17 protein-coding genes are annotated in these 20320 nt (G+C 32.8%); 7 read left to right on the forward strand and 10 right to left on the reverse strand.

The window, feature by feature from the left end; genetic code table 11:
- Positions 1–68: 68 nt before the first annotated feature.
- The 3 genes from F1Z66_RS10920 to F1Z66_RS10930 all read left to right on the forward strand — a co-directional run bounded on the left by F1Z66_RS10920 (position 69) and on the right by F1Z66_RS10930 (position 2718).
- Positions 69–578 carry a CHRD domain-containing protein gene (locus tag F1Z66_RS10920; RefSeq protein ID WP_201448570.1) on the forward strand — a complete coding sequence of 170 codons (510 nt, stop codon included), beginning with the start codon at positions 69–71 and terminating at the stop codon, positions 576–578.
- Positions 579–1163: 585 nt separating this feature from the next.
- On the forward strand, positions 1164–1811 hold the full coding sequence (locus tag F1Z66_RS10925) for a hypothetical protein (protein ID WP_149863652.1): 648 nt from the start codon (positions 1164–1166) through the stop codon (positions 1809–1811).
- 475 nt (positions 1812–2286) lie between these two features.
- Positions 2287–2718 carry a hypothetical protein gene (locus F1Z66_RS10930; RefSeq protein WP_149863653.1) on the forward strand — a complete coding sequence of 144 codons (432 nt, stop codon included), beginning with the start codon at positions 2287–2289 and terminating at the stop codon, positions 2716–2718.
- A gap of 218 nt (positions 2719–2936) precedes the next feature.
- Here the strand turns inward: F1Z66_RS10930 and F1Z66_RS10935 are convergent, their stop codons facing one another.
- Positions 2937–4289, reverse strand: a complete 1353-nt coding sequence (locus F1Z66_RS10935) for an alpha/beta hydrolase family protein (protein WP_159357455.1) — start codon at positions 4287–4289, stop codon at positions 2937–2939.
- 158 nt (positions 4290–4447) lie between these two features.
- Here F1Z66_RS10935 and F1Z66_RS10940 point away from each other — a divergent pair, with 158 nt between their 5' ends.
- The gene (locus tag F1Z66_RS10940; RefSeq protein ID WP_149863655.1) at positions 4448–5068 is read left to right on the forward strand and encodes a DsrE family protein; all 621 of its coding nucleotides are present in this window, start codon (positions 4448–4450) and stop codon (positions 5066–5068) included.
- A gap of 232 nt (positions 5069–5300) precedes the next feature.
- On the opposite strand, the gene F1Z66_RS10945 is transcribed toward F1Z66_RS10940, so the two are convergent.
- The 6 genes from F1Z66_RS10945 to F1Z66_RS10970 all read right to left on the reverse strand — a co-directional run bounded on the left by F1Z66_RS10945 (position 5301) and on the right by F1Z66_RS10970 (position 13110).
- Positions 5301–5912: a TMEM175 family protein gene (locus F1Z66_RS10945; protein ID WP_149863656.1), complete on the reverse strand. Its 612-nt coding sequence runs from the start codon at positions 5910–5912 to the stop codon at positions 5301–5303.
- A gap of 394 nt (positions 5913–6306) precedes the next feature.
- On the reverse strand, positions 6307–7356 hold the full coding sequence (locus F1Z66_RS10950) for a zinc-binding dehydrogenase (RefSeq protein WP_149863657.1): 1050 nt from the start codon (positions 7354–7356) through the stop codon (positions 6307–6309).
- A gap of 387 nt (positions 7357–7743) precedes the next feature.
- Entirely contained in the window at positions 7744–8238 is a 495-nt protein-coding gene (locus tag F1Z66_RS10955) for an AraC family ligand binding domain-containing protein (RefSeq protein ID WP_159357456.1), read from the reverse strand.
- A 1129-nt stretch (positions 8239–9367) separates the two neighbouring features.
- The gene (locus F1Z66_RS10960; RefSeq protein ID WP_230207528.1) at positions 9368–10585 is read right to left on the reverse strand and encodes a multicopper oxidase domain-containing protein; all 1218 of its coding nucleotides are present in this window, start codon (positions 10583–10585) and stop codon (positions 9368–9370) included.
- A 34-nt stretch (positions 10586–10619) separates the two neighbouring features.
- Entirely contained in the window at positions 10620–11534 is a 915-nt protein-coding gene (locus tag F1Z66_RS10965) for a cupredoxin domain-containing protein (RefSeq protein ID WP_149863659.1), read from the reverse strand.
- A 1300-nt stretch (positions 11535–12834) separates the two neighbouring features.
- On the reverse strand, positions 12835–13110 hold the full coding sequence (locus F1Z66_RS10970; protein ID WP_149863660.1) for a hypothetical protein: 276 nt from the start codon (positions 13108–13110) through the stop codon (positions 12835–12837).
- 303 nt (positions 13111–13413) lie between these two features.
- On the opposite strand from F1Z66_RS10970, the gene F1Z66_RS10975 reads away from it, so the two are divergent.
- Both F1Z66_RS10975 and F1Z66_RS10980 read left to right on the forward strand, forming a co-directional pair.
- Positions 13414–13671 (forward strand): hypothetical protein, encoded by a 258-nt coding sequence (locus F1Z66_RS10975; protein WP_149863517.1) that lies wholly within the window; start codon positions 13414–13416, stop codon positions 13669–13671.
- Positions 13672–14416: 745 nt separating this feature from the next.
- Positions 14417–14659, forward strand: coding sequence for a hypothetical protein (locus F1Z66_RS10980; RefSeq protein ID WP_149863661.1), 243 nt, complete (start codon positions 14417–14419; stop codon positions 14657–14659).
- 74 nt (positions 14660–14733) lie between these two features.
- Here F1Z66_RS10980 and F1Z66_RS10985 read toward each other — a convergent pair whose 3' ends face one another.
- Together F1Z66_RS10985 and F1Z66_RS10990 are read right to left on the reverse strand one after the other, a co-directional pair.
- Complete coding sequence (locus tag F1Z66_RS10985) at positions 14734–15039, reverse strand: hypothetical protein (protein WP_149863662.1); 306 nt, start codon at positions 15037–15039, stop codon at positions 14734–14736.
- Between the two features lie 223 nt (positions 15040–15262).
- The gene (locus tag F1Z66_RS10990) at positions 15263–16096 is read right to left on the reverse strand and encodes an SDR family oxidoreductase (RefSeq protein ID WP_149863663.1); all 834 of its coding nucleotides are present in this window, start codon (positions 16094–16096) and stop codon (positions 15263–15265) included.
- A 1076-nt stretch (positions 16097–17172) separates the two neighbouring features.
- Here F1Z66_RS10990 and F1Z66_RS10995 point away from each other — a divergent pair.
- Positions 17173–17472, forward strand: a complete 300-nt coding sequence (locus F1Z66_RS10995; RefSeq protein WP_195907531.1) for a hypothetical protein — start codon at positions 17173–17175, stop codon at positions 17470–17472.
- A gap of 362 nt (positions 17473–17834) precedes the next feature.
- Here F1Z66_RS10995 and F1Z66_RS11000 read toward each other — a convergent pair whose 3' ends face one another.
- Positions 17835–19952 (reverse strand): sensor histidine kinase, encoded by a 2118-nt coding sequence (locus F1Z66_RS11000; RefSeq protein WP_149863665.1) that lies wholly within the window; start codon positions 19950–19952, stop codon positions 17835–17837.
- Positions 19953–20320: the final 368 nt, after the last annotated feature.

Below are 20320 nucleotides of genomic sequence, written 5' to 3' on the forward strand. Positions count from 1 at the left end.
CATTTTTTTAAAAAAAATGTACTGAATTTATCAAATATATTATATACTACCCTCTAGATTATTAGGTGATGACAATCAGAAATCCTGTAATGACAATAATGATATTCTCAATGACCGCAACAATTGCTGGAATCCTGGCCGCATCAATGAGCTTCACTCCAGCTACCGTATTTGCAAACCACGAGTTCGCAACTAACATGACTGGGCAACAAGAGGTTCCCCCGGTCGATACACAAGCAATGGGTGAAGCCATATTTGTTCCGATTCAACCAAGAAATGATACAATAGATTTCTATGTAAATGCTACTGGGATTAAAGCAGTAACACAGGCTCATATACATAGTGGAAGCCCTGGAGAGAATGGACCAATAATAGTAACTCTCTTTACATTGAATCCTGTTCAAGACGGTATTTCCATAAACGGAAGTATAGCTGCAAATAACCTGGAAGGCCCGATGCAAGGAAAAACTGTGGCCGACTTAATTGATGCGATAAAGAATAATACTACATATGTAAATGTTCACACAGAAGCAAATCCCAATGGTGAAATAAGAGGACAGTTAGTGGATATTCCCTAATTGTCTCTGCTTATTAGAACATCTATATTTTCTTTTTTTCTAAGATCCGGCAGATATTGTAAGATTATCCTTGTTAAAAATGTGTAATTACTAAAAAGATTGAGTTTTTTTAACTATTCATATATTCCAATTTTATATATGACGACCATATTGACTACTCACACTACAACTTTATTGTTCTAGGTTCTGATAAAACTGTCTATCAAGATACAAAAGTTTTTTATAAGAATGATAACATCGCGCCACAGAAACATTTCCGATTTGCTTTAGAATTGTATATTGATCATGTCTCTAGATTCAAAACACTAATGGTTTTAGATATGTTGCGCTTATTTTATCATAGTTGTTTTATAGAACCCCACTACTACAGGGAACTTAATCCCCCCGTGCCTCCATTTAACATCGTTAATGACTTTTTTGGAATAATTAACCAAATTCTACAAAAAGACTCCTAGGTTCAGTACAGGTTACACTTTTGATTCAACTAATTCATCACCATTCTAATCATGATTAAAGATAAAACTTAACTACCTATAGTATATTAAATAACTCCACATGCTAACAACTAAAAAATCATTAATCATTATGACACTGTCAATTTACACCATCAGTACTGTTCTCGTATCGGGTTTGTTAATACTTAATTACATCCCATTAGGTAACATCATATACTCTCAAATATTTTATCAACAAGCTTTAGGTCAAAGTACTGTCACTCAAACTTCTGCTGATAGCAGCCCAGTTAACGGCACTAAAGACGAGTCAAACAACCCACTTTACAGAGAAGGTCTGATTTTATCATCTAAATCGGGACCAAATGAAACGTCGCAAGTTGCACTCCTTTTACCCCATAGAGATGACGGGAAGATTTATTCGGGTGTTTTGACGTACTCAGCATCTAGCCCGGTGGAAATAGGTTTCCTGAGTAGAATTAATATAGACAATTCCACTCTTTCTCAGATTACTGAACGATTTGGAGAATCATCACCGAATTGGATAGATCCTGCATCATCAATTCACAATCTGACTAATTCCACTACCCAAATAATAGGAGGCATTCAGCCAGACTATGGGTCTTCAACTCCATACTATTCTGCATCCATTCCATTTGTTGCTAGTAGTGTTGGATTGTGGTATCCAGAGGACAAACCTTTTCTTGTTTCATATCAACTGTCAGCAAATTTGGTTCAGCCCGAAATAGTTAATAAAATTGATTTTAATGGTACTAAGTAACTCATAATGGATAATATTTGTAGATACCCTTCCCTATTTTTTATATCTCAAATAATCGATATTTATTCAACAGGTTAAACCAACTCGGTATCGTACTTTTCCAAATGACATTTTATAGTATTTCTAAATATTGATATCTAAATAAATTACAGATAAATGTGACCTGCAATCCTCCGGGTCCGGGTAAACTATAAAGGATTTTACATTCCAACTCCTGACATAAATTTCGTTGATAGTAAATTAGATTCAATCTTGAACCTAACCCACACGCGCCCAGACTGTTACTAAGAAGCAATTCAAATTGTCCTATTTTAAGCACAAATAAACATACTTAGGTCAAAGGATTTACTATTTGTAAAGTGTAATAGGACCCTATTATTTTCGGATTCTATAAGTTAATTCTAAAAGTGCCAGAATATTAGAGTATTGCATCTAGTTAGCAAATGCCATATATTTTTTATATTATAGCAAATATATGAATAAAACCAATATTCACAACAAGAAATACGTAATTTCAGCATCAATCGCAATAGTGGTCGCATTAGCTTTGATAGCAAGTCCCCTAGTGGCTATCGATGACGCTTTTGCAACGCATAAGAAAGCAAATAAAGCAAAACAGTCTATATCACAATCACAGTCATCAAGTCAAAATGCTGGGTGTGTCTCTGGTGGAACAACATTTCTCTCATGCAATAATCTAAGCTTCCAACATCAAAAAAATACTGGTAGCAACGCATTAGCTCAAAGTGGTCATGGCGGCAACTTTGCAGACCAAAGTATCAGTCAATCACAATCCTCAAGCCAAACAAGCAATGTAGTTTCTGGTGGAAATACAATAGGCTCTGGTAACAATATCAACGTCCAAAACCAGGAAAACTCTGGTAGCAATGCAGCAGCACAGAGTTAATATTTTTTTGCCAAAACTTGAAAAAAATGAGAAAGGGGGAGGGACGTTGACAGCTTGTTCTGGCTCCTAACCATTATTTGCATATTGTATTATTTGTCAAGTATGCTGTAATTTTTTTCTGTACAAATAAAAGTAACTCGAATTGATTAGTTATGGTCTACAATGTAGTAATTTCATAAATTATAGAAATATAGTAGGTTGCTACTCGTTTAAAATAATCAGTCGCCTTCTACCTTAGAATTAATATTGTTATCATACATTTCATCAAGCCAATCAAATATTCTTTGATTTGTCAATGAGGCAGCGCCAGACTGACAGTGCTCTTCTGCGCCTTCTAATTCTGTAAATACAATATGTTTTTTTTGTTTAGGAGTTAACGAACTCAAACCATCGTATACTTTTTTTGGCTGGCCTGGAAATGAATCATCCTTTTCTGCCTCCAAAACTAGGGTTGGGCATTTAATATTAGGCAAAAGGTCTTTTACAGTATACCTTTTTGCACCAAGAATCAACTCAAAAGGTGATTTTGCACCAGCCACCCACATTCCGTGCATCATGTTGAATCGTATGTTTGTGTCCGACTTCATTAATTCATTCAGAAAATCATTTACATAATCTGCATTTCCACTATTTACTGCTTTAGACAGATCCTCAGGAAACCCCGATTGAATTGAATCAAATCCATCGTATACACCATTATAGAGGATACATGCAGTCAATCGTGGTTCAAAACTAGCAGCTCTCGCTGCTAAATAGCCTCCCATGCTAATTCCCATCAAGGCTATTTTCTTAGGATCAATGTTGTATTGCTCTTTCCTTTCCAATAAGTAGTCTATGACAGGTGTCACAACATTTTCCCAATCGTGTCTAAAGGGAATATTTTGAGTACGAATAACTTCACCCTGACCAGGACCCTCAAATGTTAAACAATTGTATCCTCTTTCTAACGCCGGAGCCGCTGCAAATGAATAAAGTTCTTCAATAGTAGAGTCAAATCCTCCATGAACAATCAACGTGGGTCGCAAATTTGAAGTAGATGGCAAAGAAGTATCCTCTTTGTAGATCAGATGATCAAATTTGTCCTGATTTATCATCTCATTTTCATTTTTTTCTTTGAAATAACCCTTGTTCTCGCTTTTATTTGAATTCCTTAGATGAAAAAAGTACCCAGGAATAGTCGTATTCTCGTATGGAATTTGGAGTCTATCCACTGAAAATGGAAATAACGAAATGGCTTGTCTAAAACATTCTTTACTCAGTTGGCTCGTGGTTAAAATTCTTTTATCGGACGGATCAATTAACATAAATTCAGAGGACCTATAGTAATTAGAAGACCTAAGAAATGCTTCTCTTGCACTTGTGAAATGCCCCTTAGAAAGCGATTCACTGGCATACTTGCGTACTCTTTCGGCTGTTTTAAACCACTCTGAATGCCAACTTTCAAAGTCCCCTTCCTTCACGCGATAGGCTGTTGAGAAACATTCTCCTATATCCGCACACTTGTAATAGGCAGATCCCAAAGTTCTTAATAATTGTGAAGAAAAGGTAGAATCATTAAAGAAAATTTTCAAGATGTACGTATCGGTTTTTTAATGTAATAAACATTTAGACTGAAAAAAGATGATTTATTTATCAATAACCAAACTTTAATTGTCAAAAAATCACCTCAGCTTTCTATTTCTTATGTCCACTATTGGCTTTACAATCAAACAGTAAATAGTTTTTTAAGTTGAGTGAAAGGTTAAAGGAATTTAAACATCTTAAATCAAAAAAAATGATAATAACTACTTCACCATTATCATCATCAATAGTAATGGATTATCGACTATATCCAAAAAAAATAGAATCTAAAATTAGAATAATATTATTTGTATCATTAATAGCAGGAACATGTAATTTATTTATTAATCCTGAGCAGTTAAACTCAGTATTTACATACCTCAAGATACAATCATCTGATGATACCTTTCAGTTTGTTTTTGCTCAAACTGATCCGACGGCATCCAATAAGACTAAACTTGTTTATCACTTAAGCAGTGATGAACCTTGGAGAGCTACAATTGCCCTCTTGGATTCACAAACAATGCTAAAAATGGGATACAATGTTACATTAATGCTCAGTATCGAGGGAGTTCAGATAGGAGTAAAAGACCCCCACCATTATCTTGGATTAGAACCCTTAACTAGTAACGTCACTGATTTCATTCATAATGGAGGTAAGGTAATAATATGCGAAATTTGCCTCAAAATTGCAGGTTATAACAATTCCGATGTGATAAATGGTTCAATCATAGGAACACCATTAATAATGGCCAACCTGCTTAATCAAACTACGGTTGTGGATTATTAACTTAGATTCTTTTTTGTTTTTTTGTATTCTATTTTAACTTATTATGACAGTAAATAATAGTGATTAACAATAGAAAATGGTTTAAAAGGCCTCAAACTATTTTATCCAAAGGGTATTCGAAAGTAAAAGAAACAAACAATAAATTTTCATTGTGAGATGAATTTAAGATTCAAAGTTAAAACCATGAAAGGATATTTCACTCTATTGTGATAGAGTTTTCTTCGCTTCTTTTCTAGCTCAGATTAGTCATTTTTTTGAATATAATTTGAAAAGGTATGATCAAAAGCCAGAAGTAAGATGCAATTTGCAAATTAAAAAATGCAATACCAATTGAACTCGCAAATATCAGTCCAGGTATCAGTCCTTGTAATATATATAATTTTTGTTGCCTAATGGTCATATGATCATCCTTTAATAGATTGTATCTTAAGGCATGAATCCAAATCAGGGAAAGTAAAAAACTTGTAGCGGTCAAAATTATTGCATATAAAGCAAATGTGATAACATAGTCGCCTTCAAAACGCAAAGCAGTACCAAATGATATTAGTGTAACTAAAAACAGAAATAAGAGGTTTAACCATAGCATGATAGAATGTGAATCTTTAATTTTGTTAAATATTAGATGATATTTAATCCAAAATATCCCTATCACAGCAAAACTTGCAAAGTATATTTCGAATTGAGGTAAAAGATCAAGAAGTCTATTTGTAACTTCACCTTCTGACAAATTGGATGGCAAATCTGGTATATCTATTGAAACTGCTATAAAGGTAATAGCAAAAGCAAATATTGCATCTCCAAATGCTATAACATGATCTAATTTAACGTTATTAATTGAGACCATTATTTGATAATGTATTCGATATCAGGCTTATAATAAAAACAATATGTCTACATTTTTTTATTATCCAAAGTACAGATGTGAAAGTCTTTTCCCATAATATAATTCCAGTATTTCGAGTCGCTAAAATAACAAATTTCCAAGTAACTAAAAATAAAAAGATAGCGATATCATGAATAAAAAAAATTAGATATTGTTTTCAACTATCCTATGTAGTATTTCTCATCATTTGTAAGTAATGGTTCTTACTATCCCATATTGCTAGAGCCATACCAAGAAATTATACTCATAAATTTGATCATATATATCATATTTTTTTCATATATTGGTAACAAAATGAGTGTTGATAGGAATTCTTGTTACACTAATGATAAAGTCCATTTATTTGATTTGCGGATTACATCCTTTGCGGTGTAGTAATTGTCTTGCCAAGCTGATCCCCATGTGCCATCATCACATGTCCTTTTACCATTTCGCTAAATGGCAACACAGCGTTTATGAGTGGTTTGATTTTTTGTTTTGATGTCCAAAATAATACATCTTCTAATTCTGCTTTTGTACCCTGTGTAGCACCGACTAGATTTATCCCTCTGAAAAAGAGATATCTCAAATCGATTGTAGAATCATATCCTGTAGTTGCACCAGTAGAAACCAATGTGCCCCCCATCTTCAATAGCGATACTTCCTGTGGAAATACCGTCTTCCCTATATGCTCAAAAACAATATCTACCCCTTTCTTGTTGGTGATCTCTCTGACCTTCCGGTACCAATCTTCTTCTCTGTGGTTGACAACGTGATCGGCTCCCAACTCAATACATTTGTCCATTTTTTGTTTATTGCCTGCTGTAGCAATGACAGCGCAGTCGTAGAGTTTAGCGATCTGAATACCAGCCATACCAACACCGCTAGTTCCCCCCATTATTAACACCGTCTGACCAGGTTTTATCCTAGCTCTGTCTACAAGCATGTGCCATGATGTCATTCCAACCATGGAGATTGCCGCAGCCGATTCGTATGATACATTATCTGCTATTTTTGTGACATTTACCTCAGGTAAATGTGCATATTGACAGTAACCGCCCCACAAAGGACCTGTCTGAAATCCCCATACCTGCCTCTTTTCACAATCATACTCTCTACCAGAAGTACAGAGATTACATATTCGACAGCTCAAATTTCCGTGCGATACAACTCTATCACCTCTTTTCACTGAAGTAACCTCTTCACCAACATCCTCAACAGTGCCCGAAATATCGGTCCCTGATATGTGAGGCATTGGAACTTTAATTGGGCTACCCCAAATAGCCCACAAATCATTATAGTTATATGCCGCTGCTTCAACTTTTATCAAAACCTCATTTGGTTTTATTTTGGGAATATCTATATCTTCAATTTTTACTACTTTTTCAGGATCTTTATCATGCTCTCTAAAAACCGCTGCTTTCATAACTGCTTATTCACTTTGTTTATAATAGTATTAAGTAGATATACCTTACATCCACAATTTATATGAAGAAATAATAGTTCAAAATATATCTTGACGTTTAATATATGCAAATGGGAATTTATTTTACACATATTTCAATTACCGAATTATCAACTAGTGGTTTATAACTTCGAGTTGATCTAATAAAGTCTTAATCCTATTTCCCAAAAGCCACTTTTTTATTAGATCGTGATTCTGTCACAAACCTTTTTTGTTAAAGATAAATACAAAAAACTACTACCTATTCAAATATTATTCGATCTATACCTCTTAATTTGATCGAATTATATTACTAAATAATAGAACTAAATGTATCAATACTAATATGGTTTGAATAGTTGGGCCCATTTACCCAAAAACAAATTTGCCTCCATATTTTTTTTCTAACAGGTGTAACAAAATCTGTTCTTCATTCCTTTCTCTATCAGAATCATGATGATGGGTTAAACCCAAATCTTTAAAGAAATGTTCAAAACCCGCAGGGATAAACATGATGGATAAACTCCCTTTACCTTTTCCAATTTTCCTGTATGAATGCGGTATATCCTTGTCTAAAATTAGAATTTTATCTTTTGAACTAGAAATAACGTCTCCACCATACCTAAATAGGAAATCTCCCTCCATAACATAAATTACCAAATTCTCTCTACTGTGCACATGTAAAGGAACCTCCTGATCTCCGTCTGATAAAAAATCAATTTCAAGTATAGAATATTTACCCCTGGTTTGCTCACCAGTTAAGATAATTCTGAAATCCATCTTACTTAGATCATATAATTGATATGCCTGTTCATTGTCAAAGTTAAAGGGTTCAGAAGTATTAGTAGGATCATTTGCATTCATAGCCATTATTCTGCAATATAAGAATATAAGCATTCGCAAAACTTGTGGCAATTTATCAGGTCAAGACTTTTAAGTAGATCCTTATAGGCCAGGATCATACACGTGTTTTTAAATATTTTCATAGTTAACTCACCAATAAGGCAGAAAATATATGAATGACTCTTTTGTAATGAATTTGTTTGCGTAGTTTTGTTAATTCAAAGTATTTGAGATTATAAAGGTCTTTTAAAATTAGTCTAATTTACTAATATATGAAGTATCCTAAATTTAGGAACTAAAATGCGTTACAATGAGATTTTATTCTTTGTAAATAAATTGATTGTGGTTCTATTTCAGGTAGGTTTTTGAATAGTAATGAGATTGAACCAAAAAAGCATGACATGGAATTTGTCAAAGCAAAGATAAAGAAGGCGGACTATATTAACCGAAGGGTAACAATATTTATCCTATTTCATTCTTCACTGCATTTTGACAAGGTGTTCGAATAGATCTCCTTTTTATTAGTCTTTGATCATTTTTCAAGTAGAATGGATTTGCATATTTTGGCAGAACTGATCCTTGGTATAGAGATTTACTTTTCATCGCTATCCTGATTACGAGAATATAACAATACTAATAAAGAATTGCCTCAACGAGAGATTTTTAATACAAATTTGGCTATAGGCGCCCGTTAGTCAGTAGCGTTATGGGAGATGCAGTAAGATCTTGTCAGGATACAGGGTAAATTTCAATTACACTTCTGATAGTAGACATTGTACTCATACTCGAGGGAAAAAATCATGTATCAATGATGGGGATATGCCCTACCTTCAAAAGTTGGAAGAACTAATCGTACTTGTGATAATTTACTAGCCAGGACTTGCTCACATGAGTGCGATAAGACTAACTTAAATATAATGAGAAGAAAATAAATAATTCCAAACTAAAAAGCAAAAAGTCAAGTTTGAATACGTTGTAAATTGTAAAAATTTTTCTAAAAAAACACCTTGCTTATCAGATTATTAAATAAAGGCTATGATCGTAGGCACAGACAATGCAGCTTATGAAATTTCCTTAAAGGTGTTGGACAATGGTTTGATCATGGCGACATATAATAAAGATCATTTAAATCCGATTTTCCAACGTCAAGTTATTTAGTCACGTTAAACAAACCCATCCAACCCAAATCTGAAAATTCATTAATGTGAGAATGGAACATGTATTGGCCTGTGTACGGGTAACTAAATTCGATAATTCCTCTATCTCCTTGTCCCAAAGTCAAAATGTCATTAACAAAGGACGGTATTTTTGATGTGCCACTTGGATAATATTTAAAAACATTTCCATGAAGGTGGAACGAATTTACCGGGTCGAATTCTAGCATGTTGATTAGATATATTCTATAGTTTGTATTTTGGTGGATAGGGATTGGATTTTCCATGTAATCGAAGGCTTTTCCATTTACAGTGTAGACTTCGTTTCCGTGCTCAAATTCTTGGGGCATGTAATCTTCTTCATATTCTTCAGGCGTTGGAATGCGACTTGGACCCACTCCTTCTTTTTCGTAATCCAAGTCATATCCATTCATCATCATAACCATCTCAGTCATATTTTGCCTGGGTATTTTTGGATCTATAATCAAGGCACCGTACAATCCATTGTTAATGTGCTGATCTACAGGAGATACATGACAATGATAAGGATATACGCCATAAGGACCTGCTTTAAAAATATAAGTAAAGTTTTGTCCTGGTTTTATGTATCCACCCGGGCCATCGACTCCATCCATATCTCCTGGATGAATGGAATGCATATGCAATGAATGAGTATGGTTATTATTTTGAGGATTGATTACTTTTATTTTTACAATATCTCCTTCAGTTACCCTCATTGTGGGACCGGGGATAGTACCGTTGAATGTCCAAGCATGGTCAAAAACTAATCCATTACTAGCAATAGGTATAGAGCTATTTTCATCTATGATTAATGTAAATTCTCTAGTCGTTTGGTTAAAGCTATTTTTACTATTGTTTTTGATTTCAGAAATCACATGGCCACAATTAAAAAAAGTCAGATATTCAATGGAAGTTGGTCTCTTATCGGTGTCCATAGCGCAATTTTTAAATTTATCGTATTCTGATACCGTAAGAGATCCATTATAAATGGGATCATTGGCAAAATTTGAGTGATTCTGCATAAGAACATTTTTTAAATTTACCATGTCGTCGTTTGTTGAATTGTCCGTTCCGGCTCTACTAATGTTAATAATCGAAGCATGTACAGAGTTACCATATAATACAATTGTTAAAAATGACAAAAATGCAAACAGTGCTAAAATACTCTGTAACGTATTGCGATGAGTAATCATGGCTGGCTACCTCAAATCAACAGTGTGAGTATATTCATTTATAAGGCAAATTAGAACCAATATCTTGTAATGCCGAGATGATCATTTCTGTTGTCATGCTTGGGCCAGCAGTCCACACCACCAATGTTTGTTCTGAATCAGTATCTCTGGCTATACCCCTCAGGTCCTTAAATGAGTATGTACTTTCAATTGAAAAGCCTTTTTCTGTGAAATCCTTACTATAGTCATCAATATCTTTTGTTGGTACCATGAACACACCAACGCTTTCTATATTAGAACTTGAATTGGTGTTTAATTTGTTTGGCTGATCAATTACCTTCACATCACCCCTCATCACAAAACCCTTCTGCACCGCTTCTTGATCTATATCGGGGCTGTAGTAACCAAAGTTTCCAATGGTATTAAAAACCATAGGGTTTGATGCAGAGTATTCCGGTAGGACGCCACTATCAAACAGACTTTCATCGTTGTTAATGATTATCCTGTGCTCGTGACTAACATCGCCACTAAACCATATGACATTAGTGCCTTTATTTATAATCGCATTTTGTGGTAAGAAAGATTGTTCAATGAATCTGTTCTCTTTTGCTTCACCGTTACCATGATGTGCTTCATCTGGGATGAGTATAATTAGGTTTTTAATATTGTTACCAAGAGTTGCGGTTTTTGTATCAAATATGTGTTTAGCATCTATATTTGGTAATTCTTGTGTTTGACCAGTAGTCACATTTTGCACCAATTGACTTGAAATATTCTGATTCTGGGCTACCGTAGCGTAAGCCCAATTTGCCAGAGATGCAGTACTTGAAAAAGCAAATATATACATTGTTAGCAATAAACAAAACCCCAATACAAATAAATACATCTGATTATTAGTATCATTTATTAAAAGATTCTTTTTTTCAAATATTGTGTTAAAAGTAAATCCACCATTTTTGCCATTCGTCAAAAAAATCAGCCTACATATATGTTACTATGGGTAATATAAGAATATATCGAACAGTTATTCTTATAAATAATAACTATTACTATTGTCCAAAATTCAAATAAACAATATATAATAAATAAACAACATTATTTTCTCATATACATTATTCTAGGTCATGGTCCCTTAATTGCTGTTCTTAAATTTGACAATGGGTTACTTAAATCTTCAGGTTAAAATCCATATTTTACAAGTACAAACTTGAAAAGAATCCCAGCGCTTCAAGGAAGCAGGGTACAACAATAATAACAGGTTACACCATTAAAGAAAATTTGCCAAAAAAAAATGCAAATATAATCTTTTCTTCAACCATCCCAATTCCAATAATTCATTTTAAATTTATTAACTTGTCTTTATAATATATGGAGCAGGATGAAATGTTAGATGATTCAAGTCGTTAGGATTTGTTTTGGTTATAACTATTCCTGCAAAGACTAGTATTTTTGGGTAAATTTTCTTTTGGAAATAAAAGAAACAGATCTCATTTCTATTCTGCCGTTTCAACGATAGACAAGAATGGATATGTTGACGCAAGAGGATATCAATTGTAAAGCCGGAAATTTCAACTAAGGTAGATAATTCACATATATGAACATCTTTTAAAAAAAGATGAGAGCAAAACAGCGAATGAAAATGAATTATATGGAAATATTGTTGTATGCAAAGCTACTGACAAGATTTGAATATCGAATTCACGTACTAAAACTACTTTGGCAATCGCGGTAATCAACATTTCAAAAGAGAGTTCATGCGATTTTGCCAAGAGGTTCAGATAAAAACCTAGTCAAAGGTTTGCGTTGCACGCATCCAGATCGTGACATAATACCCATTCTTGATGCTCAAAGTGCATTGAACATCATTGCTACTTTCATACTTAAGAACAAATCCGCCCTCTTGAAAACTTTATTCTGTAACAAATGCCAAAAAGAAAGATATAAGATCATATTTTAATAAATAACTGCTTTTGTATTTTATCCGTACATTGTTTTTATTAGTTGATTTAAAAGCACAAGATATTTTAATTATCAATCATATTTCATAAAACTTTTGTAATTAGTATTATACACAAATAAAAATGATATTTGCAAATCCTTTTTTTCAAGATAATGGCAAATATCAATTAATATCCGTCTGAATCTGCAAGTTTAATCTACAATCAATCTCTTTTTCCGATAGACCGATTACCTACCCAACCCGAGTCAAAGTAAAATTGCAAACGAATTATTGGAAATGTCTCTTTTTATCTGCTAGTTAAAACCTACCCCTATACAAAGCTGTTATATTGATAGTATCGAGAAAGTGTTATTTCCAAATCAATTAATTCAGGTGTAGTAAAAGAAGACAAGAGTACGTGGTTATCCAAAGGTTCCATATTTATCAATATTTCCCTAATAGGTCTGTTATTCCAAGCAGAAAATCTATCAATTACTATTATGGTAGTGCCCATCTCATCAATTTCAAACTCGCCTGCTGGAAGCTTTGACATCAGATACTTGCATTTTTCAACTAATAGGATACGAGTATCTCTTTCTGACATCATTTCTATATAAGTTATGCATAGATACTATAATTTGATTTGAAATAATTTTACAATAAAAATTTACTCGAACATTATTCAAATGGTCAAAGATAAATTGGATGTATTGAGTTTTGTTTGAAGACGAATATTTACAAAGCACAAACATTAATTGGCTTTAGAAATATAACTTGTTCACTTGTACTTATGGTTGAACTATAGAAAAATCGTGTAGAATTCTTTACTATTAGACAATACTTAAACTTGTTTACCAAAAATTCTAAAATAGCTAATATATATGGAATTATTGTAATCAAGTTTACAAGTATGAATACAGGTAAAACATTACTAGTATCAGCAGCAGTCGTTTTAGCACTTGCTTTGGTTTTAGCTCCATTGGCAATTTCAGAAGATGCATTAGCAAAAAAGAGTAACAAAGCAAAACAAGCTATTACTCAATCTCAAAAATCAAAACAAAATAGCCAAGTCGTTTCTGGTGGTAGTACCTTCTTTTCAGGAAATAACCTTAACTTCCAATTCCAAGGTAACACTGGTAATAACGCAGCTGCACAATCAAACGACTAACTTTCTTCTTTTTTTAAATTAACGGATAAAGTGTAATTACATATTTTTATAATTCACTAAAAAATGAAGATACAGATTTTTTGAGAAATTGCAAACTACATATTTCAGAGTTTATTTCTTTTTATTGTCAATCTAATATTGATTTATCTCTGTTAAGACATTAAGAATTATCGTCATTAGCAAAGATATAGAATTGATCTACAAATACGTTTCTAAATCCAATCTATAAAGCAGCAGTATTCAATCAAGTCCTGATCCATAAAGAGACTTTGCAAAATCAGGCATTACTAACCTGGTTTATAAAGTCTTGGAAAAGATTTCGATTGGATTAGATCGGATGGAAAGTGGCGAAGGCATTGGTGTAGATGTTCCTCACACCTCATCTTTTAAATTCTAGTCCACATGTAGACCAAAGATCAGTGATGGAATTCACATATTTATCTTCTATGCAGTATACACACCATCAAAGAGTGGATTCATGTGTGGGTTTAAATTATGAATTAATAATTTACATAAACTACTTTTTTGTTAATTGATTCAAAACATATTGGATGGATGTCCTTTTCTAAACTTTTATTTATTATATAAAATTTGGGATATTATTGGTAAATATTGTAAATATAAGCCAATTTAAATGCTAAAATTAGAGTATGAAACTTTTCCAGAATAGTACATAAAATGAGTTATAAGCTATATTTGTAAAAATTAGAATATGACTATCCAATGTCCACATTGCTTTTTAGATATGAAAAAGAAAATTCAATTAAACGAAGAATTAAGTGAATGTCCTAGTTGTGAAGTATGGGCGGACTCATTTAATTTAGAAAAAATATTCAATTTACGAAAAGACAATACAATGGGCTCTTTAACGAAACAATTTCATAATAATACAGGTAAGAACATTTCCAAAGAATATGGAGATTATTACTATTATAAGAAACCGTTTCAAAAGAATGTCGATAAGGACGAACTTTCTGGGTTCGAATAAAATTATCGACCAGTGTATCCAAACACTGTGGTACCAATAACCATTGTTAAGAAATAATGAAATAATCCTCCTTCTCAGATACCTCTATTTTGTGTTTCAAACTTTGTATCCTGAGTCATATTAGGAGGCTTAGGATTAGGATCTATTTGTGGAGACTTTGTTGTATTTCCGAGCGTGTTTTGCACCTCGTCCTCGGCTCCCACTGTGGTATTATCGCGAGTGAAGTTCAGGTTATGGTTAAGATCAGTATAAGATAGATTTGCACTATTAGTTGACGATTTATTATCAAAAACCGCTCCTAGGCCACCACTAGCAAACACAGGTATTGAAAAGCCTGCGGTGATCAAAACAAGCAGACTAAAGATTAGAACATTTAACATGATATTGTTGGTGCATTAATCATTAAATAGCTCCATATTCTTCAAAAAAGTTATAACAATAAAACATAATAATTTCTTATCAGTAAACCATTCTTTTTTTTTAGTTTTTTTTAAATTCCTCCCGTATGCAAATTTGATGCGTAAATCTTTAGGCGGTTTTAGCGATATTCTTCTTAAGGATGTAAAAAAGCAATATATGACTATTTAATAAACAATAGAAAATTTAATGATCCTTAAACATTCTATGAAATTCTTCATCAGTCATCTTTTTCTTTGCTTGAATCCATTCTTCAACATCCTTCCCAGCTAGATATCTGATCTTTGGATTTGTATCTATTATCGCTTCTAGGACGACTTTTGCAACCTCTTCTGGAGTTGAGCTTTTGGTCTCAATCATTTGTGTAAAATTTTTTTCCATATTTTTCATAAAATCAGCATAAGGAGAATTCGGATCCTGTGATTTCTTGGCAAAAACAGTAGAATTAAAGAAATTAGTTTTGATTACCCCTGGTTCTATCAATACTGTTCTAATCCCAAATGGTTCTAGCTCATATGACATTGACTCAGAAAGCCCCTCTAGTGCAAACTTGGAACTTGCATATGCAGATAGTGTTGGTATTCCGAATCTGCCAACACCAGAGCTGATATTTACGATTAGACCAGATTTCTGCGCTCTCATTAACGGTACAACAGTCTGGGTTGTACGGATGAGGCCAAAGAAATTAGTTTCAAATTGTTGTTTGATTTCATCTATTGAAGTATCTTCAAATGCTCCGACAAGCCCATAACCAGCATTATTAATTAGTATATCAATTTTGCCTGCTTTATTTTGGATATTTCTTATGGCGGTTTGTACCGATTGTTCATTGGTGACATCTAATTGTTCGAATTGCAATGTGGAAAGTTTTTCTTTCTCCACAATTGATCTTAATTCAGATGATTTATCCAAATTACGCATAGTTGCAAACGTGTTGTATCCATTTCTTGCCAGTATTAAAGAAATTTCTTTTCCTATACCGCTTGAACTACCAGTGACTATTGCATTTTTGTCTACCATAATCTTGTTTTATACCCAATTCATATAAATCTATCGTATGACCGATATATTCACTTTAAACTAACAGGGTGTCCAAATATGCAAATACGAGACATTAAAATTAAAAATGTTAATTTACACGTGGTTGTTCAAAGAACATATGAGAAATCTAGTAAGACACAAATTCTATAGGCAACTATCTGTCTTTTTTTATATTCGATCAGCCAATAGTCTTCAAAAATATCCTTTGTAAGAGGTACATTTACAACCACCCTTAGTGCATCTAGGTAATTCAGCGTGTTTTACGTGTAGACTTCTGGAGTGAGAACAGTTTTTACAAGGCAAATAATCAGTTGGATTGATTAATTTTACCATAGGTTTTATTAAATGCAAAAAGATATTTAAGATGTTCTAGTTGTTAGTTATTTGAAATCTACAGCATAGACGTCCATAAATTTGTACAAAATTTGTAAACCCATCTTCACTCTGAAAACTTAGAAAAATTTTGAAGAAATATTACAATATTGGCCAAGTAAATTATCTATTATTTCTTTTGAGTAAATTTTACGATGAAAATGAGATCTAACAGTATGGTCATCATATTTTACTATTAAAAATATCTATTTATAAGCATTAAATATTTAATATTTAAAAATACTTAAAACAATAAAGTTAAGTATTTTACACTTTACCCAAACACGTTGAATGTGATTATTTTGTTACCAATAATGCATCAAGAGACGAGTGCAAAAAATTAGATAAAGGTGGGCAGTTTTCTGAAAAAACATTTAAACTATAAATCAAAACGAGTCTCACTGATCGAGAATCTAAAATACTATAATAAAGCCATTTAATGATTGTGATCTATCCTAATTGCGTCATATAAATTATAACAGTTTAGATAACAATCCAACTGTATTGGAATTCGAAGGGTGAAGGGTATCATAGTCAATCAATTTTTACAATTTATTGACTCATATTGAACTGATTTCATCAATACAAATCATATAATAATTTGTAATTGAGGCTTTTGCAGATTACTTTCTAAATAACTAAACTTTATAGCTGAAATATATCATATGCGCGTCAACATAAAAATGAGTATCATTCAAAAACCTGGTGGAAAGAATATTACCATCCGTCATGTGACAATTTATGATGCGATTTATAAATCTCTTAATCTTATTAATACCAAAATTACCCACCCAATAACACTAAGTAAGATTAGCAATAATCCAAACGTACAGAAGATTCTCTTGGCAAAAGGATTAATTAGAGAAGTGAAACCTAAGGAAAATTTGATAAGTGAATATCAGAATTACAAGTACTTTGTTATCGCTCCCAAAGGCCATGAATATATAAAACGATTTGAAAAATTGAGAGAATTAGTTGAATAATAATGCTAATTTTAATTATAACTAAATTCGCAATACTTTCAATACTATCTAAAATTCATAAATGGTTCTCCAATATAAGAACTATTCCGCTTGGCTAATTCTTTTAGCCCTTTTTTGCTTATTGGATCTATTAACCATGCGTTTTGTTATTTGTTCGGACTTTACGATAACCGCTAGGTAAAACACTTTTATCAATTACAATGATTATTTCTTCAATATGTAAAAGTATCATGAAACACAGAATAATGTTTTTTTTCGATGATTGAAAAGTTAAGACAAGTTATAAAATGTTACTAATTGACAACCTATTAAATTATCACAATATGGCTGATTATTGTTTTTTGCAAACATACAACAACGATTTAAATGGGAATCCCGAAAGTGAAAGTGCAACCATGATTCTTATGATTGTTCTTTGCCCATATCCTGCCTTTATGTGCCTCGACAATCTTTCTACAAAGATACAGCCCAATGCCAGGGCCATAATATGAGTCTGACGCAAACTTGGTAAACAGTTTTGAGAAAATTTCCGGCTTAAGCTGTTCACCATCATCTTCTACACTTAATTCGAGAATATTTTTAGAATGGACTCGTTTGGTGTTAAGTTTCAGTGTGATTTTACCTCGATTTCGGACAAACCTCATTGAATTATCCACCAAATTTTGAATTACCTGCCCTATTCTGAATTTATCGGCAAATATAAGGATATCTTTATCAAAATTAACATACTCTATAGCAACATATTTGTTGTATTCTACATTCCTTACCAGATCAGATGTTATTTGTATTGCCAAATGATTGATACTAAAGTGCTCCTTATTTAGGTAAAGTATATTTCCTTCGAGTCGAGTAATATCCAATATATTCTCCGATAGTCTTTGAAGTTTCTTGGCGTTAGCCATTGCTACACGTAACATAAAATTCTGATCATTATTTTTGATCTCTTCTTTGAGTAACTCAGTAATACCCAAGATTGACTGCAGGGGCGTACGTAGCTCATGTGCAACCAGATCCATGAACCTGCTTTGCATTCTTCCATGAGATTTCAGATTTTCGTGTGCTTCTTTGAGACGACTATGTATTTCAGACTGTCTCCATAAACTATTGAAAATTATGGTTATGGTTTCGGTTATCTTATTACTCTCAATGAATAATGCCAAGCCCAGTGCATCTGCATACTTTTGCTGATTATCATCTATTACTTCCCATAATAAGGTATTTTTATCATCAAAAACTATTATTCTATTATAGGACATCATAGTCTGCTCTAAATCCCTGAACACTAGATTCTGATACTTGGATTTGATTTTGTTTACTTCCATTAAGTTCCCTGGATCAGGAATTGTTAATATCCTGACTCTGATTCCTCTTTCACCCAATCTGTTTAACATTTTAAAACCTCCTGAAATTTCTGTACGATAAAATCCATTCATAGAGGGTAAGATGATTAAAATATCTTTTTTTACCAAAGTGCTTAGATCATATACCCTCTGTAGTGCTTGGTTTGAGTCATAAATTACTTCAATCTTGTCGTCAATATGATTTACAATCTGTTGCACTCTTTCGTCACAATCTGTAGCAGTATCCCATAACTTTTCAAAAGTATTTTGAAAGTAGAGGAGATTATCCTGATCGCTGTTTAGGAAAAGTCTATCGATAACGTTCTTTCCCTTTTTAATTCGTTTAATGATTGAGGTAAAATATTTGTCAGATACTGCAAAACTAAACGCAGGTTGTTCGCTTAAATGGCGAATCTCAATTCCCATTTTTAAGAACCTATTAACAAAAAGTATATCATTTTTATTTCTAATGGTGGTAAGCCATCTAATCCTTATATGTTGTCCATTTTTTTCCTTGGATGTTATGACTTTAAATTGATCTATGTAATCCTGATAACCAAATGTTAGTTCATCAATTGATGAGTATATGCAGATATGCTCTGACTTTTCTATGAAGTGAGACAATTTATATGCTGCATTATCAGTTGAATTAATGCAGGGCAAAGATAAAGAATGATCCCTATTCTTTACTAATTTCAACATATGTGATCTAAAAGGTGACGCATTTGCAAACAAAGTCTCAAATGAAAATCGAGTAATTGGCAAGACGTCTTTATTATTGCTATACATACCATCCAATATAGCTGTACCAGTTGCACTAATAGACAATTTCACATATTCACATTCAGATACGGCAACAATCCCATCAATTTTGTCAAGGCATTTAATTTCAGTACATAAATTAAGGAACGGTGGAAGTTCAAAATGATTCCTTGATGGAAATTTTATGATGCACCTAATTATCCCACCGCTTTTGATTAGATTTGAACATAATTTAGTAAATTTAGAATCATTTTTCAGAAATAACAAACCATCTAATCCGATTAAAAGATCTAAAGCTGATTGAGTGTGTTCTATTAGCCCATTAAGTCGAAGTTGGCCATTTTCTTTGTTTTGAATAACTTCAACGCTATCACTCATTCTTAGCTTTATGAACTGTATAGCATGACTAATATTTATGGCATTCTATTACTACGATTAGAATCATAAATAAGGGAACTACTCATACAAATTTTATTTAAACGATCCAAATAGAACTTATCTTCTTAAAGTGCATTACACAAAGCGAATTATAGTTAATGGACTATATCATATTATTTGATGATATTGTATTTAGGTAGTACAAGATGATATTCAGTTAAATGAGCCGGAGGATATATACTTAGAGCCTATCCCAAAATTCGATAGAAATATAGCTTCTTATCTCTCTTGCTAAACTGTGACCTGTATCCAGAAGGAAGTGAAAGCAAGGATTGTCCATAACCATAATCTTCCATCTTCCTACTATC

Source organism: Candidatus Nitrosocosmicus agrestis, assembly GCF_008389435.1.
GTDB classification, from domain to species: domain Archaea; phylum Thermoproteota; class Nitrososphaeria; order Nitrososphaerales; family Nitrososphaeraceae; genus Nitrosocosmicus; species Nitrosocosmicus agrestis.

Bases quoted from the DNA above. Each gene is read 5' to 3' on its own strand.
- F1Z66_RS10920 (WP_201448570.1), top strand. From the start codon at position 69: ATGACAATCAGAAATCCTGTAATGACAATAATGATATTCTCAATGACC.
- F1Z66_RS10925 (WP_149863652.1), top strand. From the start codon at position 1,164: ATGACACTGTCAATTTACACCATCAGTACTGTTCTCGTATCGGGTTTG.
- F1Z66_RS10930 (WP_149863653.1), top strand. From the start codon at position 2,287: ATGAATAAAACCAATATTCACAACAAGAAATACGTAATTTCAGCATCA.
- F1Z66_RS10945 (WP_149863656.1), bottom strand. From the start codon at position 5,912: ATGGTCTCAATTAATAACGTTAAATTAGATCATGTTATAGCATTTGGA.
- F1Z66_RS10950 (WP_149863657.1), bottom strand. From the start codon at position 7,356: ATGAAAGCAGCGGTTTTTAGAGAGCATGATAAAGATCCTGAAAAAGTA.
- F1Z66_RS10955 (WP_159357456.1), bottom strand. From the start codon at position 8,238: ATGAATGCAAATGATCCTACTAATACTTCTGAACCCTTTAACTTTGAC.
- F1Z66_RS10960 (WP_230207528.1), bottom strand. From the start codon at position 10,585: ATGATTACTCATCGCAATACGTTACAGAGTATTTTAGCACTGTTTGCA.
- F1Z66_RS10970 (WP_149863660.1), bottom strand. From the start codon at position 13,110: ATGATGTCAGAAAGAGATACTCGTATCCTATTAGTTGAAAAATGCAAG.
- F1Z66_RS10975 (WP_149863517.1), top strand. From the start codon at position 13,414: ATGAATACAGGTAAAACATTACTAGTATCAGCAGCAGTCGTTTTAGCA.
- F1Z66_RS10980 (WP_149863661.1), top strand. From the start codon at position 14,417: ATGAAAAAGAAAATTCAATTAAACGAAGAATTAAGTGAATGTCCTAGT.
- F1Z66_RS10985 (WP_149863662.1), bottom strand. From the start codon at position 15,039: ATGTTAAATGTTCTAATCTTTAGTCTGCTTGTTTTGATCACCGCAGGC.
- F1Z66_RS10990 (WP_149863663.1), bottom strand. From the start codon at position 16,096: ATGGTAGACAAAAATGCAATAGTCACTGGTAGTTCAAGCGGTATAGGA.
- F1Z66_RS10995 (WP_195907531.1), top strand. From the start codon at position 17,173: ATGAGTATCATTCAAAAACCTGGTGGAAAGAATATTACCATCCGTCAT.
- F1Z66_RS11000 (WP_149863665.1), bottom strand. From the start codon at position 19,952: ATGAGTGATAGCGTTGAAGTTATTCAAAACAAAGAAAATGGCCAACTT.